Below are 23,082 nucleotides of genomic sequence, written 5' to 3'. Positions count from 1 at the left end.
GCACGATTTCTGTCATGAATATTTCCGCCTGGTTTCTGATTTTTCCATTTCAGCACCCTCCCCCACCGTACACGGGCGGGCAAACCGGTCAGGGCCGGGGGCAAACCCGGGTAACAAGCCTTTCAAGGGCTGGCCTGTCTCCTCCCATGAGAACGGGGATCATTGGTTTCAGAATCTCTTCGTCAAGGTCCCACCACGCCAGCCGGAGCAGAAGGTCCACGACCTCCTTGTCAAACCGCATGGAAATGTGCCGGGCCGGGACGCCGCCCACCACCTCATAGGGTTCCACATCCTTGGTGACCACGGCCCGTGCGGCGATCCTTGCGCCGTCTCCTATGGAGACTCCCGCCATGATAACGGAACCGTTTCCGATCCACACATCGTTTCCTACCACGATATCGCCTTTGTTGCCCCCCAAGTCATTGACGGCAACATCTTGTTCCCACATATCCCGAAATATGGCAAAGGGATAATTTACAAAGCTCTCGTTTTTGTGGTTGCCCCCGTTGAGGAGGAAAGTAGCACCGGAAGCAAGGGAGCAGTACTTTCCGATGACCAGCTTATCGTTGTTGACGGGGTAATGATACAGCACGTTGGCGGTTTCGAACTGCAGGGGGTCCACCATATTGTAATCGCCGACGATGATGGATGGGTTTATGGTGTTTTTTCTAATAAACAGGTGTGGGTGTCGTTGGGCATGGGAAATATAACGCTGCGATCCATGATTCTCCTTCGCGTGCTTTGAAAATACTCAGGCTCCGGGCCATACGCCAATGAAGGCCCCCGGCCTTTCAAAGCCAGGAGTACCACCAAAAAGAGCAAAAATCCACAGGCCCCTGCCAGGATATTTCCATGCCGTTTTCGCTGAATATGCTCCTGCATCAAGCGGAAGATTACCGCACCTGCCGCCCTCCGGAAGAGGCTTTCATTCTCTGCTGTTCCTCCTTGTAAAATGAGACAATCCGGTCGATCATCCCAAACTGCCGGGAGAGAAGGTCTTCGGTGATGGTCCGGATGCCCCACTTCTTGAAATCGATCTGCAGGCCGTTGCCACCGGGGTCTTCGGCCCCGTCAAGTTCGGAGTAAAACCCGCCTACGGAGACCAGCAGGCGGTGGACATCCTTGATGGCGTCGCAAAGCTCGGACACGTCGGAACCGGAAAACATTCCGGGGATGGGTTGGATCTCGGGCAAGGTCATGGCGACCCTCCTTTTTTGTTAGTGCGGTGTGACGGAAGCGGCATACAACAACGGCTGAAGGCGCTCATCCTGCAGGAGCAAACGCACCGCCGCCGTGCCGTTTTTCTGCTAAATGCCCGGGCAACGCGCATCCTTTCGCAGTCTTTACGGATCCGTGGCCATGGGGACACCCGTGGCGTAGCGCCCACAATCCATCGCCCAAGAAATCACATAAGCAAATCCGGCGATTTTTCTGTGCGCGTGACACGGCTCAAGGAAAATGAGACAGCCCCGGGCATATCGGTGAAAGGCAAACGCACCTTCGGTGAGATCAGGAGAGGAAAAACCCTGACGACAGGGCTTTGAGACATGGCACCGAATTCCGAAGATGCGTCTTCCCGCCTGTTAGTCAGGCACAGGCGCACCCACGGGCCACAAAACGCGGCAACACGGTGTGTTGAAAGGGGTTAACGTGGAATGGGGTAAGTAAAATACGACTTGAAATGGATTGGGGGGTGGTGTAAAAAACCGCTTAGCCATGACGACCTCCTTTTAAGGTTGTTCTGGTTAGGCCTGGCAGGATGGGCCAACATCCTGTCGGGTCGCTCCACACACATGCAATAACTAGTTATTACCGCTCGCCATAAGTTCCTCCTTTGGGAATGTCAACATTTTTTCATCACAAAATGCAGGATGTTGCATCCCGCCACACCGATCACGACCACGGCACCTTTCCCCAGAAAAAATTGTTTGTTTTCATGGCCTGAACGGGCCTGCGAGAGGTTGCCCCGGACAGGTCACGCATCCAGAGCACCCATATTCAAGACATATGCGCTGAAAATACGGCAACCGGCTTTGTATGCCTTGCCAGCTCTTTAGCCTTCATGATCAAAATCGTCAGGGTACTCCCCCTTTTTGAATGCGTCATACCAGATCTGCCTCGTCTCCGGTGTGGACAGCGCCAGCTCTTCCAGCACCTGCACCGTAAAATCCACGGCGCCCAGCCCGCTTGCGGTAATCACCTGCCTGTCCCTGACGACAAGGGCTTCCACATAAAGCTTCGGATCGGTGTGGCCGGAGGCCATTTTTTCCAGATAGACGGGCGAGTTGCTGGTATGCTCCCTGTCCCTGAGATCCCCGCCCGTGCAAGAACCGTGGTGGCCGCGCAAATGGCGGCAATGGGAGTACCGGACGCTTCCAGGCTTTTGAGGAAAAGCTCCAGCTCATCCCTTGGGTACCCCTTTTCCCACAGGTAGCCCCCGGGCAGGATAAACAGGGAGATATCGCCCGGCTCGACCCGGGAGAGAGACATATCCGGGATCACGCGCAACCCTCCCATGGAAACGACAATGCCTTCGGTAAACCCCACGCTTACCACCTCGGGTCCTGCCCAACCGCCGAACTTCGGCAAGGACGTTGCCCAGCTCCCAATCCGCATACCCGTCAAACACAAGCACATACACGCGTTTCATGCACACAAGTCCTTTTTCTTATGCCATCCCGGCCGATGGCCAGCCTGACAGATGGAAAAATGACGCCACCTTCGGGTGGCAACATCAATGCTCCTGGTCCAAGCCTGCCGATGGATGCCATCTTCCAGGCCAGAGGGGTTGCGTTTTTCAAAGCGATCAGTCACCCCTCATCAACTGCAACTCTGATGTCTTGCAGTGTATCGCCCCCGGCTACACCTTTGACATTTCGTTCACGGCAAACAGCGCAACCGCATCTTCCGTTGCCTTCAGATACTCGGCAAGATGGGCGCTGTTCATATGCACCTGCCATAATTCGCGGCTTTCCCATCGTTCGTAGAACAGGAAAACCGCCGGGTTTTCGTTGTCCTGGTGGAGATCATACTGAAGGCAGCCCTCCTCCTTCCGGGTCGGAACAAGAAGCTTTAGCAGCTCCCCCTTGACCAGGCCGATTTGTTCACTTTTTGCCTCGATTCTGGCGACAATGATCAGTTCTTGTGACATGTCAAGCCTCCTTGGGAATAATGCCGGGGCATGCTTTAAAGAAGGACTCGCCCCCCAAAAGCAATGGGTAAACAGCTGAACGTACTCTGCCCGTGGACCATCCCCACTAAAGATACGTTTTAAGAACAACGGCATCGGCACCGTCGGATCGCATATGGTACTGCATGGCGGTGGGTACAAAGCCCAACCTGACCAAAAGGCACAGCATGGCCGCGTTGTCCGCGAACACCAGGGCGCGAACATCCTTAAAGCCCAGAAAGATCGCAACCTCCACGGCGTGCTTCACCAAGAGCCGCCCGAGCCCCTCTCCTTTTCGATGCGGCAGCACGCCGACACCATAAATTTCAAACCCATCCAGCGAATTCACCTTAACGACCAACACGCCCAGGATCTCGCCCAGATCGTCCAATGCGCAGAAATATCGCCCCCCATGCTCTTTGTGGTGTTGAAGCCATGACTCAACGACGTCCGGCTCAAACGGGAGCAGGGTCGGGGATAAATAAGTCAGGTTTTCCAGGGCATTCCAAATCTCAAGGAACACCGGCAGTAACTTGCTTTTTTCTTCGGGGCGGTCCTGGGGGGCAAATTCCTTGATGGTTACAGGCGACATATGATGATCCTTCTTGATAACGATAATGCCAATTGGACGAAAGCACAGAAACAAAGTCCTGACGGGACTATTAATTATCTATGTCCATATAAAAATTGTTATGTAACTTTATTACCGGACCACCTGATTCGCATTGTTACTCTAATATAAATGCACCCTCGTATCGGTTCATCTTTAATTTACTTCAACAAAACTACACCCACCTTCAAATAGTGATTACTCTCGATATCGCGATTCTAAAAAATCCAAGTTCGCTACAAAACCCCAAAACAAAAAAGAGCTTTATCTTAGCAGAACACCACCTAAACATTCATTTTTTACTTGCACTCAACATTTCTCACAGGTATACATCTTCGTTATCTTAGCCTGTTAGAGCACATTCCATTACAGACCACTGTCAAATCACATTGATATTTATCTCATACAGGAGAATGTAATGAAGACCAGATTTATAGTATTGACGCTATCAGCCCTATTACTATTCAGTTGCAAAATATCAGGAAAAGTTTCACATAACAACGAGCCCCTCAAGGGTGTTAAGATTATATTATCTGATGGATTATCGCGCAAGACGATTACCAACATGGACGGGAATTATTCTTTTGAATTCAAAAAAGAGGACGCCACAGGTCAACATTTCACAATAACGCCTGAATTGGATGGATATATTTTCACTCCAGAGAAAAAACAAGTAAAGTTCACAACAGAACAAGAGATAAGCAATATTAACTTTTCAGCAAAAATTGATATTCGACCTGCGCTTATTGATCTATACAACAGCACAGATGGTGATTCATGGAGCAATAACGCGGGATGGAAAGAGCCTCCTCTCGAATCAGACGGTTTCTCAAAACGTGGATCTGAGGAAAACTGGTATGGAATAGAGTTTGATACAACCTCAAGTTCTCCCCTTATTGGAATAGACCTTTCCAACAACGGACTAACAGGAAGCATACCTCAAACAATTTCAACTTTTTCCGAATTGGTATCCATTAATTTAAGCCAAAACAACTTATTGGTAGCTATTCCGGATTCCATCGGATCTATCACACGTCTTGAATCCATTGATTTAAGTTACAACCGACTCAGAGGAACAATACCTTCAACCATTGTAAATCTAAAAAAACTCTCCAGCATTAACCTAAGCCACAACCATCTTTGTTCAGACAATGCTAACACTATAGCATTTCTCAACTGTTTCAATAAATCCGGTCGGGGGACATGCACAAATCGACACGCCCTGCCACCCCATGAGAGATGCATTGATAGATATTTACGATGCAACCAATCGCTGAATCGACAACAACGGTGGGTGGGAAACCAGTGACGATCTTTACAATTGGTACGGCGTCCAATACGACATGTATACGTCGACCTTTTCCCTCAACTTGCAGAATAACGACCTAAGGCATCTACGGCCTCCCTCAGCCAGCTCAGCAACCTCACGTCCCTTAACCTATCATGGAACCAGCTGACGGGAACTCTGCCTGAAAATATCGGCAACATGAGCCAGTAGAGCCTCCACCTTGGAGGAAACCAACTATCCGGACCCATCCCCCAAAGCATCGGAGAGCTCACTGACCTTTACTCTCTCCAGCTTGACAGCAATGAGCTTAAAGGCATTATCCTTCAAGTATCACAAAACTTAAAAACCTTTCACACCTCATGCTTATGCTCAACCACCTCTGCACCACAGATGAGGAGACCGATATCCTTTTTGGATGGCATAAATCCAAGCTGGCGACAAGGCCAGATGGATACCCCCTGCCTGCCCATTCGTGATATTCTCGCGGAACTCTATCAAACCACCAATGGCCCGCAATGGACAAACAACGACGGCTGGGGCACCGATAACGAGATCTTGAGTAATTGGTACGGCGTCCAATACGACATGCATACATCAACCTTTTCACTCAACTTGCAGAATAACGACCTCCAAGGCATGCTCCCGGCCTCCCTAAGCCAGCTCAGCAACCTCGCCCGTCCCTTGACCTCTCATGGAACCAGCTGACGGGAACTCTGCCTGAAAATATCGGCAACATGAGCCAGTTGAGAGACCTCCACCTTGGAGGAAACCAACTATCCGGACCCATCCCCCAAAGCATCGGAGAGCTCACTGACCTTTACTCTCTCCAGCTTGACAGCAATGAGCTTAAAGGCATTATCCCTTCAAGTATCACAAAACTTAAAAACCTTTCACACCTCATGCTTATGCTCAACCACCTCTGCACCACAGATGAGGAGACGATATCCTTTTTGGATGGCATAAATCCAAGCTGGCGACAAGGCCAGATGGATACCCCCTGCCTGCCCATTCGTGATATTCTCACAGAACTGTACTCAAACCACCAATGGCCCGCAATGGACAAACAACGACGGCTGGGGCACCGATGACGATCTTCGTAATTGGTACGGCGTCCAATACGACATGCATACATCAACCTTTTCCCTCAACTTGCAGAATAACAACCTCCAAGGCATGCTCCCGGCCTCCCTCAGCCAGCTCAGCAACCTCACGTCCTTAACCTATCATGGAACCAGCTGACGGGAACTCTGCCTGAAAATATCGGCAACATGAGCCAGTTGAGAGACCTCCACCTTGGCGGAAACCAACTATCCGGACCCATCCCCCAAAGCCCAACGGAGGAGCTCCACTGACCTTTACTCTCTCCAGCTTGACAGCAATGAGCTTAAAGGCACTATCCCTTCAAGTATCACAAAACTTAAAAACCTTTCACACCTCATGCTTATGCTCAACCACCTCTGCACCACAGATGAGGGGACGATATCCTTTTTGGATGGCATAAATCCAAGCTGGCGACAAGGCCAGATGGATACCCCCTGCCTGCCCATTCGTGATATTCTCACGGAACTCTATCAAACCACCAATGGCGCGCAATGGACAAACAACGACGGCTGGGGCACCGATGACGATCTTCGTAATTGGTACGGCGTCCAATACGACATGCATACATCAACCTTTTCCCTCAACTTGCAGAATAACAACCTCCAAGGCATGCTCCCGGCCTCCCTCAGCCAACTCAGCAACCTCACGTCCCTTGACCTCTCATGGAACCAGCTGACGGGAACTCTGCCTGAAAATATCGGCAACATGAGCCAGTTGAGAGACCTCCTCCTTGGCGGAAACCAACTATCCGGACCCATCCCCCAAAGCATCAGGAGAGCTCAGCTTACTCTCTCCAGTTAGACAGCAATGAGCTTAAAGGCATTATCCCTTCAAGTATCACAAAACTTAAAAACCTTTCACACCTCATGCTTATGCTCAACCACCTCTGCACCACAGATGAGGAGACGATATCCTTTTTGGATGGCATAAATCCAAGCTGGCGACAAGGCCGTGGATACCCCCCTGCCTGCCCATTCGTGATATTCTCACGGAACTCTATCAAACCACCAATGGCCCGCAATGGACAAACAACGACGGCTGGGGCACCGATGACGATCTTCGTAATTGGTAGGCGTCCAATACGACATGCATACATCAACCTTTTCCCTCAACTTGCAGAATAACAACCTCCAAGGCATGCTCCCGGCCTCCCTCAGCCAACTCAGCAACCTCACGTCCCTTAACCTATCATGGAACCAGCTGACGGGAACTCTGCCTGAAAATGGCGACACTGGCCCAGTTGAGACCTCCACTTTGGCGGAAACCAACTATCCGGACCCATCCCCCAAAGCATCGGAGAGCTCACTGACCTTTACTCTCTCCAGCTTGACAGCAATGAGCTAAAGGCATTATCCCTTCAAGTATCACAAAACTTAAAAACCTTTCACACCTCATGCTTATGCTCAACCACCTCTGCACCACAGATGAGGAGACGATATCCTTTTTGGATGGCATAAATCCAAGCTGGCGACAAGGCCAGATGGATACCCCCTGCCCTGCCCATTCGTGATATTCTCACGGAACTCTATCAAACCACCAATGGCGCGCAATGGACAAACAACAACAGCTGGGCACCGATGACGATCTTCGTAATTGGTTCCGCGTCCAATACGACATGCATACATCAACCTTTTCCCTCAACTTGCAGAATAACAACCTCCAAGGCATGCTCCCGGCCTCCCTCAGCCAACTCAGCAACCTCACGTCCCTTGACCTCTCATGGAACCAGCTGACGGGAACTCTGCCTGAAAATATCGGCAACATGAGCCAGTTGAGAGACCTCCTCCTTGGCGGAAACCAACTATCCGGACCCCATCCCCCAAAGCATCGGAGAGCTCACTGACCTTTACTCTCTCCAGTTAGACAGCAATGAGCTTAAAGGCATTATCCCTTCAAGTATCACAAAACTTAAAAACCTTTCACACCTAGCATGCTTATGCTCAACCACCTCTGCACCACAGATGAGGAGACGATATCCTTTTTGGATGGCATAAATCCAAGCTGGCGACAAGGCCAGATAGATATTTCCCAGAACATGCCATTCGTGATATTCTCACGGAACTCTATCAAACCACCAATGGCCCGCAATGGACAAACAACGACGGCTGGGGCACCGATGACGATCTTCGTAATTGGTACGGCGTCCAATACGACATGCATACATCAACCTTTTCCCTCAACTTGCAGAATAACAACCTCCAAGGCATGCTCCCGGCCTCCCTCAGCCAACTCAGCAACCTCACGTCCCTTGACCTCTCATGGAACCAGCTGACGGGAACTCTGCCTGAAAATATCGGCAACATGAGCCAGTTGAGAGACCTCCTCCTTGGCGGAAACCAACTATCCGGACCCATCCCCAAAGCATCGGAGAGCTCACGGACCTTTACTCTTCCAGTTAGACAGCAATGAGCTTAAAGGCATTATCCCTTCAAGTATCACAAAACTTAAAAACCTTTCACACCTCATGCTTATGTTCAACCACCTCTGCACCACAGATGAGGAGACGATATCCTTTTTGGATGGCATAAATCCAAGCTGGCGACAAGGCCAGGTAGATACTCCTTGCGAGGAATAGCGTCCTTAAAGCCATTAGGTTGCAAGCAAAGGCATGTCCTGCAACCTAATGGCCACCATTATTAAAACTCAAAACAGATATTTGAATTTCAGGGCCTGGCTCATATATGAAATCAATGGCCAGGGCCGTTTTATGTGTAAAACGCTCAGCCCTTGATCTGCAACTCCGGCGTCCGACACGACCATGCTGAAAACACACGTCATCACACCCGGCCTTATGTATGGGCCTGATATCCAAAAGGACTAATAAGGAGGGACAGGCTCTTTTTTGCCCATCATAAAGATCCTGCCCTCTGCCTTTCTACCTGATTAACGCCTGATTTTTATTTTAGCGGGCGGGCCCTTACTCTTCCCGTTCCACGAGCCCCAGCTGGTTGACACCCCATATGTGCATCATTTCAAGGATCGGGAACACACTTTTACCCAGTTCAGTCAGAGCGTATTCCACACGGGGCGGGACTTCCGGATGAACGGTTCGTATTATCAAGCCGTCCCGTTCCAATTCTTTCAGCTGCTGAGTCAGCATCTTCTGGCTAACTCCAGGAACAACTCGTTCCAATTCCTTGTAGCGCTTGTCCCCATCATGAAGGTGCCACAACATAAGGCATTTCCATTTGCCGCTGAGCACCTCCATCGTGACTTCAACCGGGCAACGATATTCCCGGCCGTTCCATTTAATCATTTCAGAGCCTCAAAAAAAATGTGCCTGTTATCCGCCCATCTGACGGCAATTCGCACCGATTGGTTCGTGTCGAACTGAAAAGTGCCTTCTTGCGCACTCACTCCAATCGCCTTATTTTACATATTGTTACAGAGAACACCACCAAACACAAACCATTATATACAGGAGTACAACAATGACATACCCAAGAACTTTTTCACATATAGGACTATCCGTGACAAACCTGGAACAGGCTGTAGATTTCTACACGAACGTCCTTGGATGGTATGTGATCATGCCCCCCACAGAAATCAAGGCTGATGATTCTGCCATAGGCGTGATGTGTAACGATGTCTTTGGCGAAGGCTGGGGCAGTTTTCGTATTGCGCACCTTGCCACAGGTGACAAGATCGGCGTCGAAATTTTCGAATTTCGAAACTCTGAGCAGAGGGAAAACAACTTTGAATATTGGAAAACGGGCGTCTTTCACTTTTGTGTACAAGACCCGGACGTGGAGGGGTTGGCCGCCAAAATCGTAGAAAATGGCGGAAAGCAGCGAATGCCCGTGCGCGAATACTACCCGGGCGACAAACCCTACCGCATGGTGTACTGCGAAGACCCCTTCGGCAATCTCATCGAAATCTATTCCCACAGCTACGAACTGACCTACTCCGCTGGCGCATATCAGGAATAACTCGCACAATGTCCGCACTTCCGTGCGGGCATTGTTTTATATACGCCTGATACCATGTCCTACTCTATCCAGTATTCACTATAATCAAAATGACATTGGGGACACCCTACTTTTTGCTATCCGGTATAACGGACCCGCCAAAGCCCCAAACGGCGCATTAACCCACCAACCGAACCAGAGAGACAAGAATAAAAGTTCGATTTTTAGGAATCGAACAGCGAAAAAATCAATTATATATCAACACAAAACCAACGCATTATCACTGTGACTTTCAAGGATAGCCTCTATCGGTAAGCCTTCGGAACCTCCCTTCCTCCTTCCACCCTCCCATGGCATCAATTTTGCTATTTTTCAGCACAAAAAAACGTCACCACCACAAAGACAACACCTTTTTGATATGAATCCGCTCCGGCACCGTTTCACCGCGCACAGGGAGACACGAATGCACCGTTTCACATGCATCACCATCATCTTTACGCCTCTGATTTTATGTTGTTTAGCACTTTCGCCACCCCCTACAACATCAGAAACACGCCCAAAAGTCCTTCTCCTTCACAGCTACCACACCTCCAACCCGTGGGACATGTCTATAGAGCAAGGCGTCCTGGACGCCCTGGCGGATGAGTACTATATCCCGGACGAAAACCTCGCCTTTGAGTCCTTCTACATGGACACCAAGCGGCGTACTTCCCGTGAGTGGAAAGAGGATGCAGGTAAAATGGCCCGTGAAGCCATCGGTCGCCTTCGACCGGCAGTGGTCATCGCCCTGGACGACAACTGCCAGGAATACGTTGTCCGGCGGATGAACACGTCAGGTTGTGCGTTTGTTTTTGCAAGGGTCAACCGGGCCCCGGAGGAATACGGAATCATCACCAACCGGGAGAACCCGGAGGGCAACATCACAGGGGCCCTGGAAAGGGAACGGTTCCCTGAAAGCCTGGCCTTTATGAGACGCATCGTTCCAGGCATCAAACGCCTGGCCATTATCTCCGATGCATCCCCCACAGGGGCCCCTGTGGTTCAACGCATCAAAGCCCTGGCCCCGACCCATGGGGTGACGGTTGTCGATTCCCTGGAGACAGACGACTTCACCGCCTGGAAAGACTTTGTCACCAAAATCCAAACCCGGGCCGATGCCTTGGCTGTCGTCGTCTATCACACCGTAAAGGATGACAACGGCACCCATGTGCCTGCTGAAAAGATCCTGGCCTGGACAACCTCCCACAGTAAGCTTCCCGACATGGGATTCTGGCCCTGGGCCGTCTCCCAGGGCCTCCTCTGCTCAGATGCCATCTCCGGCTATGACCAGGGGTACTATGTGGGTACCATCACCTCGTATATCCTTGGCGGTCAGTCCCCCGGGGACTTTCCCGTATCCGCCCCCCGAACCGGCCAACCTTGCATCAACCAGGCACGCGCCGATGAGCTCGGCCTTGCGATTCCTGCCCACCTGACCAAAACAGCCAAGCTGTTTCCCACCATGACGGCTCGATCCCCTCTTTCATCCCCGCCGGACTGATACGCCATTGGCCCCATGCCACGCTTAAAGAAACTGTTCACGGCTTATTCACATGCTGCCATCAAAAAGGAAATGCCCCCATGATCATTTCATGCACTCACTGCGGCAAAACGTACAGCATAAAAGCACAAACACTGCACTCCGACCGCTCCAAAGCCAAATGCCTGGCCTGTGGCAACTGGTTCGTCATCACCAAGCAAAAGGAGCCGGTCGCCACCGCAACATCACCCCTCACGCGTGAAGAAAATCAAATACTGTCAGGGGACCTGTCTCCCGGCACCGAGCCAGAGACGCCGTCTTTCGACACTGAGCCGCCGGCGCCCATGCAGGGCCGGATTTCTCAGTCCAGCCCAGAGGATAAACCGCCCGGAAAAGGCATTGGGCTCACAGGTAAATTTATTCTGTTCTCTATTCTTCCCTTTCTGCTCGTCTGCGCAGGCAGCCTCTGGTACTTCACACAGCTGGTCATGCCGCGCATGGACACCCAGGTCACCGAAACCATGTCCGATGCGATATGGAACATCGAACAAAGGCACCTCCGGGAGCAGAGCCGTTCCAACGCACGGCAGGTCCGCCAATATCTCTTCAGGCACCCGGACCTTATCAACCGCAACTTTAACCGGGACATCTACTTTAAAAAAATCGCCATCAAAAAAATAGGGACCTCCGGCTACACCTTTCTCTACGAACGGCCGCGGCCCGGCGGGATCTGGCGCAGCTGGGCCCACATCGACCCGAACATCGTAGGAAAAGACCTGTCTGAACTGAAGGCAGACCAACCTGATTTCAAAGCCTTCTGGAACATCCTCACAGCAGTCGAGACGAAACCCTCCGCAGAAGGATTTTACCTGTGGCAGGACAAAGGGCAGACCAGCAGATGGTACCTAATCGTCACCAAAGTTCGCGGAACCCCTTATGTGACGGGAACTGCGTTCAAGACCGAAGAGATAGAAGAAAACGTCAGCCTGCTCCGAAAGCAGGCCCGGCAGATCACCACAGAAGCCCTGCAGGGAACCCTTCTGGCCATGGGACTCGGGGCCCTTTTGGCTGCGTCTATCTTCATCTTTTACGGTCGCCGCACCACACGACGGATCATACACCTTTCCGAGGTCGCCGATCGTATCAGCCTGGGGGATCTGACAATTCCCGTCCATGTGGACTCTCGCGATGAGATCGGGGAATTGGCCGAAGCCATCTGCCGCATGCGGAACAGTATCAGTGTGGCCATTAAGCGACTGAGGAGTAAAAACAACCGGTAGCAGCCCCTCATAACGCTCATGAACCCATCCGGTGGGCCTTGCCCGCCGGTTTTCCGGAGACTCAATGATGAGAATAAAAAGTCTGTTTTATGCTCTGGTTGCCGCACTGTGTCTTACTGCCTGGGCAACGGATTCTACCCATTCGAAGCGAGTGCTGATCCTCCAGAGTTACCATGCGGAATACCCCTGGGTAAGGGACGTAAGTCAAGGGATACAGGAAGCCTTGGAAGAAGAGCGTTTCATACAAGGGCACAACATGGATCTGGCCTTCTCTAGGAGTCCGCCACCCAACGCCATCCAGAAGGAATGACTGGAAGCAACAACAAAGCCAGAAGGCCATGGACCTCATCAACAGGCTGGAACCGGATGTTATCATTGCAAGCGACGACAATGCCCTGCGCTACGTGGTCACTCAACCCACAGACACCCATTGGCCCATTGTGTTTACAGGGATCAACGCCGACCCGACAGAGTATGAATGCATCGACAGCCTTATGGCTCCTGGGCACAACGTCACAGGCTGCATGGAACGGGAACGCTTCAAGGGCTCCATGCGCCTTCTGAAACGCGTCCTCCCCGACGCATCGCGTATTGCCGTCATCAGCGACAACGGCCCCACCTCGCGCCCTATCCTGGAACGCATCACAGCGCAGGCCAACAAGGCCCATGTCACCATTGCAGGTATCAAGGCAGCAACAACTTTTCATGAATGGCAACACTTTGTTCGAGACATGCAGGAAATGGCTGATGCGCTGGTTGTGCTCACCTACCATGTGGTGAAAGACGACAGAGGAAATGAAATCGCCCCGGAAAAGGTTTTGCGATGGACATTGGAAAACAACCGCCTGCCTGAGGTGGGATTCTGGAAATGGGCCGTTGAGGACGGCCTGTTGCTCTCCGAGGCAATCTCCGGGTTTCAGCAGGGCTACCACGCAGGCACACTGGCCGCATACATATTAGAGGGCCAGCCGCCAAGTGAATTTGCCGTTACCACGCCTCGCCGGGGTGAACGGTGCATCAACCTGGGACGGGCCAAGTCACTTGGCCTGACCATCCCCGAGGACCTGCAGACATTCACAACCCTGTTCGCCACCCAGCGGGTTCTGCAAAAAGGGAGTAAGTAATAAGAGGGGCAGGCTCTTTTGAAAATCAAGATCACCACCGTTCATGGCACACCGCATCATTCCATGTTCCCAGGTTCTGTCACGTCACCGACTTACCACCGAACGTCAACATCATGCCTGTACTCCGCATTGAACTTCCCCTCTACCCCGAAAGGGGGAGATAAACACACCCTCCTCCCCTTTTTGGGAGATTTACCCATCATCTAACGTTGCCGAATTTTGATAAAACGAATGCTGCCAACGTCCAATACGTTATCGACATGTCCTCGGTCCGCAACTAACACGCCCAAGAAATTATCGACCATCCCAACGATCCTTTTATTCCAGGCAAGAAACCATGAATCTCAACGGTATCGCTGACACGTCCCTTCACCATACCCTAAAATCCATTGCCTCCGTGCAAGAACAAATCGAAAACAAAATTCGTTTTTCGACCATAATCCCCTTCTAAGGAAAGATCATTAATTTCGAAAGATTACCGCACAACATACCCCAAAATAGGTAGAAAAAAGTCATAAAAAATCTCTCTTTGGGGGATTTACGCATCAAATTCATTGGCTTAAAAGAGAGCCATAAGCACCACATCGCCCTCCTGAAATTTTATTGCGTCAGCATTTAGCGAAAAAGACATAAGCGGTTCAATACAGCCAAGTAGATAAAGGGCACCTGAAAACAAAATCAAACGGTTTAGAACTAGATCTTAAAAAAAAGAGAACACACCTTAATTCATTATTCGACGATTTCTACAGGCCCCATTCGCTTTAAGGGTCAGGTCCATCAATCCCGATGCTCGATCCGGGGCGATAATTCATCAACACCATAACGTGAAAGGAGTCAAAAGTCATGAAACGTAACCTGGTTATCTTGAGCAACAAGCATTGGCCCTCCGAGACGCCCTTGAAACAACAGCGTCTCTGAAGAATTCGTCAAAACGGAAAGCCCCCTGGACGTCTCAGGTCTGATGGCCAGCAATCTTTTGTTCGTCGATACCGAATCTTTCGGTGAAGCCGAAGCCATTCGGGATGAGCGCGTAGCCACCGCTCTGAAAAGAGGCATTCCCATCATCATCGAAAGCCCTACGGTCAAAATTCTTACTGAGCTGAGCGGCTGTGGTTCAGACAAGGTCGAGGCAGCACTTATTGTCCAGGGAAGAGGCGAGTTCTACTATTCCATGTCTTACATGGATATAGGCACAACAAGAGAGGACTGCTATTTTGCTGATTCCGAAATTCCCAAAGGACAATACGGAGACGAGAAGTCGCAGTTTAAGCAATCTCTCGGCCTAGTCACCCTACGTAACAACCGACGCTGTTGATATTGAAGGAAAGAGTCCTTTGCGCTCTCAAAAACATTCAGACCGTAGAAAAACTCAGGTGTTACAACAAGACTCACCCTTCCAAAAAAGCGAAATTCCCAATAATCGTAAGTGGTCTCATCACCGGGATATGGAGTGGCAGAGTTGGGTCTTCGCAGACCCTTCAGGTGAAACAGATAAAACTAAATAGACCCAGAAACGACTTCTACTCTAACTCCAACCTGCTTGCTGCCAATAGCCCAGCGAAGGTAAAGGTTCTCAATGCCATGGTGGGTGGTAACTGGGCTTTCGAAGCCGTGGTCACGGCGAACAAATGATTCGAAACCATCATAAGCACAGAGGCTGGGCTCAGGGGTTGACAGGCATTGAGTTCAAACCAGATAGCGATGCGTTCGGAAAAATCCAGCAGCACGTTCCCATCAACCAGGCCAACTCTACATCAATTTCTGCCGGGTATAAATGGGATATTGGCTTTACCGGAGGGGCGGCCCCGAAGGGCCTGAGGGAAGCCTCAGCTTCTCCTACGGCCAAGATTCAGGACACACCAAACAATCAATGGATTACAGAACGTTAACCGAGTCAGTTGAAGACAACGGCATGGTTTTCTATCTCAATGTGAAGATTGTGGGAGGCGACACCGAAATTGATGCGATGAAGCTGTTCTATGAAAATGGGAGTAACGAATTTACAAAATTTTTCTATTTCCATTTCCCGTCCGGGCAACGGGTTCGCGGTTGGCCCACGCTTTCCACGGAACTTCGTAATCCTACTCCGAATGCGTCTGGTTCGCCAACCCCGACGAATCACGAGCGGGAACGATGTCTATGAGAGGCGTACATGGCGTAGCCTACATGTTCCAAACGCAACCCAAGCACAAACCGATTCGAAGGCTGTCGTCTTTACTATGAAGACCGCATGACTGTCAATTTTCAATCTGTCAACTACAATGATCCAGAAGACTAAGTATTAAACCCGTTAGCACACCAAAGCAGAAAGTGGATAAACAGGTATTTTTTGTTTATTCATTTTACTAAAAGATCGGTCCGGCACCCGGCATCTGGCCCTTCACATTTAACAAAATATCCATTTTTGTTTAAATAATTGCCATGTCGGGTGCACTTCGTTTGCATTAGCAAGTGAGATACAGAAGCCACCTGTGAAGACGAGCCTTAGGGGACTGTGGAAGTCATTATTTTACCAGAAAAAAGGCACAAGAGCTTTGAATGTAGACTATTTTAACGTATTACAGGAGAAACTGATAAGATTTCAAGCATTCTTTTCGAAGGAGTTACCCAATCCAAACCACTAACGCATTTAGCACACCAAAAACCTCAAGAGCCGAACCGCTTTACGCAAATGACGATGATCAGTATGACATACACGAACAGCAACAAGGGCTATAAGCTATCAGGCATGGCCGTATTCCCTCGGCGTTGGTACCGCACACCACAGTGCTCACAAAACTTGATTGAAAAAAAGACTCTTATAAGAAAAGACACGTCATCGGTAAATTGTGAATGCTTCGCGCTTTAATGCTTTTCAGAAGTCGATTCATACATACGCCGCCTTTTGCGGTGATGAATTCGAATTTACAGTATCTTGCCGAAATCCGAGGAAGGATTAGCCTGCGCCTTTTGAAAACCAGCTCCCGGATTTCATCAACATGTCCGTCGTCAAATTTTTTTTGCTTCTGTGGGGGCGATTCCGTGTGGGCCCTATCGACTTATCAGCCCAAGCCTCAATGACGCCAACAAAGCCTGATTCTTTTGAAGTGAAAGGAAACCAATAATGAAAACGCCCGTATTAAAAGCTCTTATGACTCTTACAGCTTGCGTTCTGGTATCCACAGGGTGCCAGTCGTCAATCAGCGACAGTTCGTTATCGAGAATTGGTGACAACCAGATTTCCTTTGGCAGTGGAGACAATACCAACAACAGCAGTGTTGCCCCAAACGGGGGAACCGCCAACAATCACAGCAATATCATAACGAACCACTATACGATCAATAACCCAACGGCGAATATCATCGAGAAGAACAATAGCCCAAAGATTGACAGAAGCAACTGTACGTTCCCGGTATTGGGGACCCTGTCTGTCATGGTAAAGCCAACAGATAAAAGTGGAAATTACTGGGATATGTACCGTAACAGTCACCGATGAAGCCGGCGCACCAGATATCGGCTATCTGATCACGTTTTCCGACAACACCCAAATTGCTTACCCCCCAAAGAATAAATCAGGGGAGCATGGATGGGGTAACATCGGTGATATGGAAAGCAGAAACATGTTCAACTATACGTTCAAAGATGTCTTGATCAAATCTGCAAACTTTAACGTGGATATTTTTGATATCGATCAAGATCGAGCCACTCTCATCGCCTCGGGTGAAGGAAAAATCAATGTCCAGCGTGACTTTGATTTAGCCAGCGTAGAAGTTGTCGTACCGTTAAATAAGGACGTCAGGCGTTAAAGGGCTGTCTCTTTTAGGGTCACAACACGCAAGTTCGCCTGTTCCTCTTCCATTACGATATATGTGGCGATACATAATTTTTCAAGGGGATATCAGGAGAAGTATTGCACTGGTCATCAGGACGAGCCTGTCTCTCTTTCTATTTGATCTTCCGGGACACTTCTGGAAAAACGAATTTATACAAATGATGGGATTCATTTGGCCACCCGTCATTGTGTTGCCGTGAGTGACGCAACAACCGGACAGCTCCCAGGGGAAAACCGGCTGCCGCCTTTTAATTCGCAAGCCCCTTTGATCAACACCAGACAATCAGGGGATCCTGAGGTTTTTGATCCCGCTCTCTTCGAACTCACGTGAGTACTTCTCGGCGCATTGATTGATTGCGGTAAATCGGTCGATGGAATCCATTTTTTCTGCCTCTTCCCTACCAACCTCTTCTAAAAAATCACGTTTACCGAGTTCTTGGCACAATGATTCCCAAAAGCACTCATCATCGTACTCATCTATGTAGTGATGAACATCCTCGTCCATTTCAAACCGGTTTGTGGGGAAAAACCCTTCAAGCTGCTTATTATATTCAATCAGACTTTCGTATTTAAAATCTTTGGCAAAGGAATATACTTTTTGAACAAGCTCCTCGTATTTTTCTGTTCCAGCGTCCTTCTCAATTTTTCGAGCGTTCATTACCCAATTGGCAATATATACAAGATCAAGAAGAGCTGCCTGAACTCTTTTTTGGTAAAGTTTATTTTCACGTCGTGAACTCCTGAATTTATTATAATGGCAGGAACCGGATTTTCCTTATGAGCTCACACTCGCACAAATTTCTCAAGATTGTAAAGACTCTTCAAAAAGAAAAAAACAACCCCAGTCCATCATTGAAGAAGGGCTGGGGCGTTTTACGTGTATAGCGGACAGCTTCTATACAGAGGGGGTTATATCCCAGACATCCTGCTCTTTTTTGGAGTCCAGGGTGATGTGCCAGATCCTATTTTTGGTAAAATCGATGCGGTCCAGGTCCACTTTTCGAACCCGCCGGTTGTGTTGCGTATGGAAATACAACTTGTGCTCACTCTGGTCCCAGGCCGTGGTCCAGAGGGTTGTACTCCTCATCCCTTTCAGGTCAACCGTTTCCTCATTGGAGCCTTCCCCTGATCCCAGGGGCAGGTTAAAGTTATCGAGAATCCGAAACACTTCGTAGACGGTTTCACTGGAATGCTTTGTCGGGCGTGCAGTCTGAGTCCAGGCAACGGCCCGGACGAAGCGCGAGGGCGGCGTAAAATCACCGGGCAGCCCGATCATCCCACTTGCTCCGCCTGTGGGATTCACCGCAACACCTTCAAGCTCTTTGCCCGAGGCCTCCTCTGAAGTGAGCTTTACATAGTTCCTCAGGTTGGTCATGTGCCAGTCGTAGGAAGGCGAATTGGTTATCACGCCCAATGGGTTGTCAAAAAAACGAATTTTCCCTTTCAGGCACTCGATAACCACGGACTTGCCCGAGGGTTCGGTGCACTGATCGAATGGACGTTCTCACAGGTATCTCCAGGGCCTCTTCCACTACGGCCACAAGGCGCACCCCTTCCATCCCTTTTTTGACCTCGTCCACGGTGGCGTATTGCGTAAGGATATAGGCGACCACATCCACTGCGGTGATTGTATCCTTTGCATTGACGGGGTCGTAAGCCATGTACTCGGCAGTACCGGGGTGGTAGAACAACCCTGCCGTGAGCCCCTTTTCATTCATGCCGTCTGAGAGCGTATCCTTTTTGAGCATATCCAGGGCAACAACCCCGTACACCGATTCCCAGGCTTTGCCGTTGTTACCATCCGGAGTCAGTCCCCTGAATGCATACCCGCGGGGTACAATGGCCACCCTTGAGTTCAAATCAAAGGCACCCCATTCCATGGAACGACCATAGACGCACGATCCGTCTTCCGCCACCAACCGAACCCCGGTACACGCCTCCGCAGAGGCAAAGCAAAACAAGAACAGCAGCAGGATACCTGTCAACCAACCCGTCAACTTACGTCCGAACATGAATCGATCTCCCGTATTATGGATTTTTATTATCGCCGGTACGGTCACCGGCACACGTGACTGCACACACCTGTTTCACGACCACCCCCCACCAAAGCCAATGCAATGAAACGCCTTTGCGTCGCCCATGCCATGGCTATCCTCCACGGCTTTCCATGCGTTGATCGTGCAGCAGGTAATTGCAGCCAGCATAGACCGCATTGAACTGCCATGATAATTCCCCGAATGGGATATTTTGCGAAACGCCCTGCCTCCATTTCTGGGAAAAACATTTTTTGGTCATATGAACGAGGAAAACCGCAAGGGACACTGATAAATCAAAGCCCTTCAGGTTTCGATAAGCAGGCTCAACCTCCGCTCTCTTTTCAGCGTATCGATGCGGCTGTTAGTCCCGACTTTTTTTTACATATATTTTTCAGGTGTATCTTGACGCTACATTCAGAGACATACAGCGTCTCAGCGGTCTTTGTCATCGGCCAGTAGCGAAACAATTTCTGTTTCGCGTGGCATAAGCAGGTTGACAGGGGGGGGGGAGAACTCTAAAAGTTTTGACTTTATGATAGCTATTTTTTCTTCCTTGCGAAAAGAAAGCATTTCACAAGGAATCAGGCTTGTAAATAAAAAAGAAAAAACGGGACAGGCTCTTCATATCCTGAGTGTAATACTCAAAAAAGAGCCTATGTCAGCTTTTTATCTAAAATCAAATTTTACCGGTGAGGTGAAAGTCCGATGTGACTATTTATTTTGGGAATCCTTAATGGACTGGACCAGGGCCTTAATATGGGCGTTATAACCCTTTATCCTTAAAATCGAAGCGTCGGTCAGGGGAGAAGACGTCGTTTGAGCAACGGCCTGGATGGCTTTCAGGTAACTGGGCAGGATTTCGGACATGATCTTGTGCCCTTTTGGCGTCAGACTGACCATGGCAGAGCGTCGATCGTTGGGGTCGGTTTTTCGATGAACAAGGCCGTCTCGTTCCAACACATCAAGGTTGTGGGAAGAGGACGCCCGGGTCATCTCGGCCACGATTGCAAGGTCAGCGGGCCTCATGATTCCTTCCGGGTGAAGATAAAGCCCCCTGAGCATATCAAAACGCCCCTTGGGTTGGCCGCTGATGGTTTCCGTCAGCAGCTTCAGCATCTCATGAAGTTTCTCCACTTCCAAAAACCAATTCATGGTCGTTTCAAAAAGGGAGTCATCAATGTCTTGCTGTTCACGCACATAAGAAAGTTGTGCTTGGAGCATCTCTTTTTTTATCATGTTGCCGTCCGCCTTTTACAGTTTTTTGGAGCTTCGCCTTGAAGCGCCTATATGTAAAAATCTTAACGGGCGGTGTCAACGAAAGATATCCCGGCCTCCTTGCCGGTCCGTACAGCGATTCAGGTTACGGAGGTTATGACGGCGTATGCGTCAAGGCAAGCTGACCTGCATGATCACGATAAATCCTGTGCAGTTCGGTTGAGGCCTGCATAGACGCACCATCCATGACTCCGTCGCGATTGTGTGCCCCTTTGTCATAAGTCAATCCGTGGGCCAGGGACCTTGAAAGGCACTCCGCAGCCAACGCCGCCATGGCAGCATGGTTTGCCTGGACGGAGCACATCCCACGGCTGGCAGGCCCTGCCCATGCCAACATGAGCTGAGCATGTCGCCGGGCGATGCCAAGTTTTTCCATGGATTCATGGGGCAATGGCGTAGCAAGGGCCAGCCTGATCTGCTCAAAGCAACAGGACGCGTGCCGCTGAAACCGCCCCTTGGGGGACGAGGGATAAAAAAGGGCAATGAGAAGACCGGAAACCAAGGTACCTCCAACCATACACCAGGCATAACTTGTGACCACTGCGAATGAAGCCATGGTCGCGGCATAACTGTAGGCACAACTGTTCATCAGCACCCCCACCAGCATCCCCAAACCCCGAACGCGTGGATTTGGAGCGTGCATGAACCAACCCCAGAACGTAAAAATCGATGCGATCACGAGAAAGAAAAACTCGGTACTGTGGATGACCGGAAGAACAAAAAAAAGAAGCAATGCGCTTAAAACCATTGCAGCGAATTGGATGACAATAACAAAGGGCAGTGTCAGAGCCGGCCCTGCTGTACAGAAAATAATCTGAAGCGTCAAGGGGATGGCGAAGCCCCTCCGGGCCAGCCTGTAAACCGCCACAAAACCATACCAAGGGTTGTTGCTCCTCCGGCAAGCAGTGCTTTCCATGCACTGTGAAAGGGGCCGCCGTAAGGATCCTCCCGCATGGGGTGATAAGCTTTCTTAATGCAGTCGGCTGTGGTGTCCTCAGCAAGGAAGCAGCGCCTGGTTTCATATTCAAGGCGGTCCATGCACTCATGGGCCAATGAAATAAGTTCACACCAGGGCCCCTGGAAGGATTTAGACGGAACAGGCCCGGCATCGTTGTCGTCATGGCGCTGGCATGATGCGTCACCACAACAGGGAAGGTCCGCTCGAAGGGTACCTCTTTGCAAGAGTGCGAAGGTAGCATGCCGAAAGGCTTGGAAATAACATCAAAGGAGGCTGAGGGAGGCTCGGTACAAATCAGGGTAAGATGAGCGGCCAGGTCGTCCAAAATGGCAAGAACGCGTTCATGACTCAGACGTTTTCTACGGAATGCATTTGTGTCACGGCAGGCATGGCGCAGCTCATCCCGCAGCAGGGCAACGCCACCGCAAAGCTCTCCCGGTTGAAGCAAAGGCGAAACGCTACCCTGGGCAACCTGTTCGGCCCGTTGACCGGACAGCGCGGAGAGCTTTTCTATGAGACGACCGAGGTTGTTCCGATAATCTTCACCGGCATATCTCGGAAGAACCACCTGGTGGGAGAGAGCTGCGGCCACGAGGCCTATGGCCACACCGCAGACACGGTCCACGGCCAGATAAAACGCAAGGATCGGTGCGTTGACACGGGTGAGGGTCACCAACCCGGCGGCCACAACGGCCCATCGCCAAAACTGAGGGTGCCGTGTTTCGAGCATGGCGTAGGTCCCCAACATGGCCAGAGAGCCGCAGGCCAGAGCGTACACCAGGCCAGTAAAGCCAACGAGAAGAAGCCCCGCAAGTGTTCCCGCGATATTTCCTGCGAGGCGCTTAAAAAGTTTGTCTGAGACGGCACCATAATTCATCCCCTCAACCACAAGAATTGTTGTGGGAGCCCAATAGGGGTTTTCCAGTCCGAGCCACAGCGAGGCATACAGAGCCCCCGCCACAGCAAGCCCCATACGGAACGCATACCCCGCCTGCCTTATCTG

Annotated in this window: 26 protein-coding genes and 4 pseudogenes; 17 read left to right on the top strand and 13 right to left on the bottom strand. The window is 50.4% G+C overall.

What is annotated here, in order from left to right; translation table 11 throughout:
* Positions 1 to 88 precede the first annotated feature (88 nt).
* From ACOYW1_RS07845 to ACOYW1_RS07820, 6 genes are all read right to left on the bottom strand, one after another.
* Positions 89 to 625, bottom strand: a complete 537-nt coding sequence (locus tag ACOYW1_RS07845) for a CatB-related O-acetyltransferase (RefSeq protein ID WP_482422352.1) — start codon at positions 623 to 625, stop codon at positions 89 to 91.
* 268 nt (positions 626 to 893) lie between these two features.
* Positions 894 to 1,199, bottom strand: a complete 306-nt coding sequence (locus tag ACOYW1_RS07840; protein ID WP_482416821.1) for a hypothetical protein — start codon at positions 1,197 to 1,199, stop codon at positions 894 to 896.
* A gap of 854 nt (positions 1,200 to 2,053) precedes the next feature.
* On the bottom strand, positions 2,054 to 2,200 hold the full coding sequence (locus ACOYW1_RS07835; RefSeq protein ID WP_482422351.1) for a hypothetical protein: 147 nt from the start codon (positions 2,198 to 2,200) through the stop codon (positions 2,054 to 2,056).
* On the bottom strand, positions 2,197 to 2,616 hold the full coding sequence (locus ACOYW1_RS07830; protein ID WP_482422350.1) for a DJ-1/PfpI family protein: 420 nt from the start codon (positions 2,614 to 2,616) through the stop codon (positions 2,197 to 2,199). Before ACOYW1_RS07830 ends, ACOYW1_RS07835 begins: the two co-directional genes overlap by 4 nt.
* A gap of 244 nt (positions 2,617 to 2,860) precedes the next feature.
* Positions 2,861 to 3,151, bottom strand: a complete 291-nt coding sequence (locus tag ACOYW1_RS07825; RefSeq protein ID WP_180140736.1) for a putative quinol monooxygenase — start codon at positions 3,149 to 3,151, stop codon at positions 2,861 to 2,863.
* A gap of 106 nt (positions 3,152 to 3,257) precedes the next feature.
* The gene (locus ACOYW1_RS07820) at positions 3,258 to 3,761 is read right to left on the bottom strand and encodes a GNAT family N-acetyltransferase (protein WP_482422349.1); all 504 of its coding nucleotides are present in this window, start codon (positions 3,759 to 3,761) and stop codon (positions 3,258 to 3,260) included.
* 436 nt (positions 3,762 to 4,197) lie between these two features.
* Here ACOYW1_RS07820 and ACOYW1_RS07815 point away from each other — a divergent pair, with 436 nt between their 5' ends.
* The 9 genes and pseudogenes from ACOYW1_RS07815 to ACOYW1_RS07775 all read left to right on the top strand — a co-directional run bounded on the left by ACOYW1_RS07815 (position 4,198) and on the right by ACOYW1_RS07775 (position 8,577).
* Entirely contained in the window at positions 4,198 to 5,088 is an 891-nt protein-coding gene (locus ACOYW1_RS07815) for a peptidase associated/transthyretin-like domain-containing protein (protein WP_482422348.1), read from the top strand.
* Positions 5,089 to 5,205: 117 nt separating this feature from the next.
* Positions 5,206 to 5,277 (top strand): annotated as a pseudogene (locus ACOYW1_RS07810) (hypothetical protein); the annotation flags it as partial.
* A 237-nt stretch (positions 5,278 to 5,514) separates the two neighbouring features.
* Positions 5,515 to 5,772 carry a hypothetical protein gene (locus ACOYW1_RS07805; protein WP_482422347.1) on the top strand — a complete coding sequence of 86 codons (258 nt, stop codon included), beginning with the start codon at positions 5,515 to 5,517 and terminating at the stop codon, positions 5,770 to 5,772.
* On the top strand, positions 5,769 to 6,155 hold the full coding sequence (locus tag ACOYW1_RS07800) for a hypothetical protein (RefSeq protein WP_482423686.1): 387 nt from the start codon (positions 5,769 to 5,771) through the stop codon (positions 6,153 to 6,155). Before ACOYW1_RS07805 ends, ACOYW1_RS07800 begins: the two co-directional genes overlap by 4 nt.
* A 126-nt stretch (positions 6,156 to 6,281) precedes the next feature.
* Positions 6,282 to 6,419 (top strand): annotated as a pseudogene (locus ACOYW1_RS07795) (hypothetical protein); the annotation flags it as partial.
* Entirely contained in the window at positions 6,361 to 6,969 is a 609-nt protein-coding gene (locus tag ACOYW1_RS07790; RefSeq protein WP_482422346.1) for a hypothetical protein, read from the top strand. The pseudogene ACOYW1_RS07795 and the gene ACOYW1_RS07790, both read left to right, overlap by 59 nt.
* A gap of 285 nt (positions 6,970 to 7,254) precedes the next feature.
* Positions 7,255 to 7,512 carry a hypothetical protein gene (locus ACOYW1_RS07785; RefSeq protein ID WP_482422345.1) on the top strand — a complete coding sequence of 86 codons (258 nt, stop codon included), beginning with the start codon at positions 7,255 to 7,257 and terminating at the stop codon, positions 7,510 to 7,512.
* 205 nt (positions 7,513 to 7,717) lie between these two features.
* Entirely contained in the window at positions 7,718 to 8,011 is a 294-nt protein-coding gene (locus tag ACOYW1_RS07780) for a hypothetical protein (protein ID WP_482422344.1), read from the top strand.
* A 311-nt stretch (positions 8,012 to 8,322) separates the two neighbouring features.
* Positions 8,323 to 8,577, top strand: coding sequence for a hypothetical protein (locus ACOYW1_RS07775; protein ID WP_482422343.1), 255 nt, complete (start codon positions 8,323 to 8,325; stop codon positions 8,575 to 8,577).
* 508 nt (positions 8,578 to 9,085) lie between these two features.
* Here ACOYW1_RS07775 and ACOYW1_RS07770 read toward each other — a convergent pair.
* Complete coding sequence (locus tag ACOYW1_RS07770; RefSeq protein ID WP_482422342.1) at positions 9,086 to 9,424, bottom strand: winged helix-turn-helix transcriptional regulator; 339 nt, start codon at positions 9,422 to 9,424, stop codon at positions 9,086 to 9,088.
* 175 nt (positions 9,425 to 9,599) lie between these two features.
* Here ACOYW1_RS07770 and ACOYW1_RS07765 point away from each other — a divergent pair, with 175 nt between their 5' ends.
* The 8 genes and pseudogenes from ACOYW1_RS07765 (at position 9,600) to ACOYW1_RS07730 (ending at position 17,784) form a co-directional block, all read left to right on the top strand.
* On the top strand, positions 9,600 to 10,097 hold the full coding sequence (locus ACOYW1_RS07765; protein ID WP_482422341.1) for a lactoylglutathione lyase family protein: 498 nt from the start codon (positions 9,600 to 9,602) through the stop codon (positions 10,095 to 10,097).
* 583 nt (positions 10,098 to 10,680) lie between these two features.
* Positions 10,681 to 11,616, top strand: coding sequence for an ABC transporter substrate-binding protein (locus tag ACOYW1_RS07760; RefSeq protein WP_482422340.1), 936 nt, complete (start codon positions 10,681 to 10,683; stop codon positions 11,614 to 11,616).
* Positions 11,617 to 11,696: 80 nt separating this feature from the next.
* A pseudogene (locus tag ACOYW1_RS07755) lies at positions 11,697 to 11,789 on the top strand (zinc-ribbon domain-containing protein); the annotation flags it as partial.
* Between the two features lie 303 nt (positions 11,790 to 12,092).
* The gene (locus ACOYW1_RS07750) at positions 12,093 to 12,875 is read left to right on the top strand and encodes a HAMP domain-containing protein (protein ID WP_482423685.1); all 783 of its coding nucleotides are present in this window, start codon (positions 12,093 to 12,095) and stop codon (positions 12,873 to 12,875) included.
* 338 nt (positions 12,876 to 13,213) lie between these two features.
* On the top strand, positions 13,214 to 13,999 hold the full coding sequence (locus ACOYW1_RS07745) for an ABC transporter substrate-binding protein (RefSeq protein WP_482422339.1): 786 nt from the start codon (positions 13,214 to 13,216) through the stop codon (positions 13,997 to 13,999).
* A 961-nt stretch (positions 14,000 to 14,960) separates the two neighbouring features.
* A complete protein-coding gene (locus tag ACOYW1_RS07740) occupies positions 14,961 to 15,314 on the top strand; it encodes a hypothetical protein (RefSeq protein ID WP_482422338.1) in 354 nt (117 codons plus the stop codon).
* Between the two features lie 313 nt (positions 15,315 to 15,627).
* A complete protein-coding gene (locus ACOYW1_RS07735) occupies positions 15,628 to 15,888 on the top strand; it encodes a hypothetical protein (protein ID WP_482422337.1) in 261 nt (86 codons plus the stop codon).
* A 1,545-nt stretch (positions 15,889 to 17,433) separates the two neighbouring features.
* The gene (locus ACOYW1_RS07730; protein WP_482422336.1) at positions 17,434 to 17,784 is read left to right on the top strand and encodes a hypothetical protein; all 351 of its coding nucleotides are present in this window, start codon (positions 17,434 to 17,436) and stop codon (positions 17,782 to 17,784) included.
* 309 nt (positions 17,785 to 18,093) lie between these two features.
* Here the strand turns inward: ACOYW1_RS07730 and ACOYW1_RS07725 are convergent, their stop codons facing one another.
* The 6 genes and pseudogenes from ACOYW1_RS07725 to ACOYW1_RS07700 form a co-directional block, all read right to left on the bottom strand.
* Entirely contained in the window at positions 18,094 to 18,468 is a 375-nt protein-coding gene (locus tag ACOYW1_RS07725) for a hypothetical protein (protein ID WP_482422335.1), read from the bottom strand.
* Between the two features lie 237 nt (positions 18,469 to 18,705).
* The gene (locus tag ACOYW1_RS07720) at positions 18,706 to 19,272 is read right to left on the bottom strand and encodes a linear amide C-N hydrolase (protein ID WP_482422334.1); all 567 of its coding nucleotides are present in this window, start codon (positions 19,270 to 19,272) and stop codon (positions 18,706 to 18,708) included.
* Entirely contained in the window at positions 19,232 to 19,822 is a 591-nt protein-coding gene (locus tag ACOYW1_RS07715) for a linear amide C-N hydrolase (RefSeq protein WP_482422333.1), read from the bottom strand. The genes ACOYW1_RS07720 and ACOYW1_RS07715 overlap by 41 nt, the downstream gene beginning before the upstream one ends.
* A gap of 735 nt (positions 19,823 to 20,557) precedes the next feature.
* Positions 20,558 to 21,082 carry a MarR family winged helix-turn-helix transcriptional regulator gene (locus ACOYW1_RS07710; protein WP_482422332.1) on the bottom strand — a complete coding sequence of 175 codons (525 nt, stop codon included), beginning with the start codon at positions 21,080 to 21,082 and terminating at the stop codon, positions 20,558 to 20,560.
* A 133-nt stretch (positions 21,083 to 21,215) separates the two neighbouring features.
* Positions 21,216 to 21,947 (bottom strand): FUSC family protein, encoded by a 732-nt coding sequence (locus tag ACOYW1_RS07705; protein ID WP_482422331.1) that lies wholly within the window; start codon positions 21,945 to 21,947, stop codon positions 21,216 to 21,218.
* A gap of 565 nt (positions 21,948 to 22,512) precedes the next feature.
* Positions 22,513 to 23,052, bottom strand: a pseudogene (locus ACOYW1_RS07700) (FUSC family protein); the annotation flags it as partial.
* Positions 23,053 to 23,082: the final 30 nt, after the last annotated feature.

Source organism: Desulfoluna sp. CYM3A (assembly GCF_056829965.1).
Note: the sequence above shows the minus strand (reverse complement) of the source record. Positions and strands in the feature narration are given on the sequence as shown.

Coding starts and splice junctions, on each gene's coding strand:
- ACOYW1_RS07845 (WP_482422352.1), bottom strand. CDS start 625: ATGGTGGACCCCCTGCAGTTCGAAACCGCCAACGTGCTGTATCATTAC.
- ACOYW1_RS07840 (WP_482416821.1), bottom strand. CDS start 1,199: ATGACCTTGCCCGAGATCCAACCCATCCCCGGAATGTTTTCCGGTTCC.
- ACOYW1_RS07830 (WP_482422350.1), bottom strand. CDS start 2,616: ATGCGGATTGGGAGCTGGGCAACGTCCTTGCCGAAGTTCGGCGGTTGG.
- ACOYW1_RS07825 (WP_180140736.1), bottom strand. CDS start 3,151: ATGTCACAAGAACTGATCATTGTCGCCAGAATCGAGGCAAAAAGTGAA.
- ACOYW1_RS07820 (WP_482422349.1), bottom strand. CDS start 3,761: ATGTCGCCTGTAACCATCAAGGAATTTGCCCCCCAGGACCGCCCCGAA.
- ACOYW1_RS07815 (WP_482422348.1), top strand. CDS start 4,198: ATGAAGACCAGATTTATAGTATTGACGCTATCAGCCCTATTACTATTC.
- ACOYW1_RS07805 (WP_482422347.1), top strand. CDS start 5,515: ATGGATACCCCCTGCCTGCCCATTCGTGATATTCTCGCGGAACTCTAT.
- ACOYW1_RS07785 (WP_482422345.1), top strand. CDS start 7,255: ATGCATACATCAACCTTTTCCCTCAACTTGCAGAATAACAACCTCCAA.
- ACOYW1_RS07780 (WP_482422344.1), top strand. CDS start 7,718: ATGGACAAACAACAACAGCTGGGCACCGATGACGATCTTCGTAATTGG.
- ACOYW1_RS07775 (WP_482422343.1), top strand. CDS start 8,323: ATGCATACATCAACCTTTTCCCTCAACTTGCAGAATAACAACCTCCAA.
- ACOYW1_RS07770 (WP_482422342.1), bottom strand. CDS start 9,424: ATGATTAAATGGAACGGCCGGGAATATCGTTGCCCGGTTGAAGTCACG.
- ACOYW1_RS07765 (WP_482422341.1), top strand. CDS start 9,600: ATGACATACCCAAGAACTTTTTCACATATAGGACTATCCGTGACAAAC.
- ACOYW1_RS07760 (WP_482422340.1), top strand. CDS start 10,681: ATGTCTATAGAGCAAGGCGTCCTGGACGCCCTGGCGGATGAGTACTAT.
- ACOYW1_RS07750 (WP_482423685.1), top strand. CDS start 12,093: ATGGACACCCAGGTCACCGAAACCATGTCCGATGCGATATGGAACATC.
- ACOYW1_RS07745 (WP_482422339.1), top strand. CDS start 13,214: ATGGACCTCATCAACAGGCTGGAACCGGATGTTATCATTGCAAGCGAC.
- ACOYW1_RS07740 (WP_482422338.1), top strand. CDS start 14,961: ATGGCCAGCAATCTTTTGTTCGTCGATACCGAATCTTTCGGTGAAGCC.
- ACOYW1_RS07735 (WP_482422337.1), top strand. CDS start 15,628: ATGATTCGAAACCATCATAAGCACAGAGGCTGGGCTCAGGGGTTGACA.
- ACOYW1_RS07725 (WP_482422335.1), bottom strand. CDS start 18,468: ATGAACGCTCGAAAAATTGAGAAGGACGCTGGAACAGAAAAATACGAG.
- ACOYW1_RS07715 (WP_482422333.1), bottom strand. CDS start 19,822: ATGTTCGGACGTAAGTTGACGGGTTGGTTGACAGGTATCCTGCTGCTG.
- ACOYW1_RS07710 (WP_482422332.1), bottom strand. CDS start 21,082: ATGATAAAAAAAGAGATGCTCCAAGCACAACTTTCTTATGTGCGTGAA.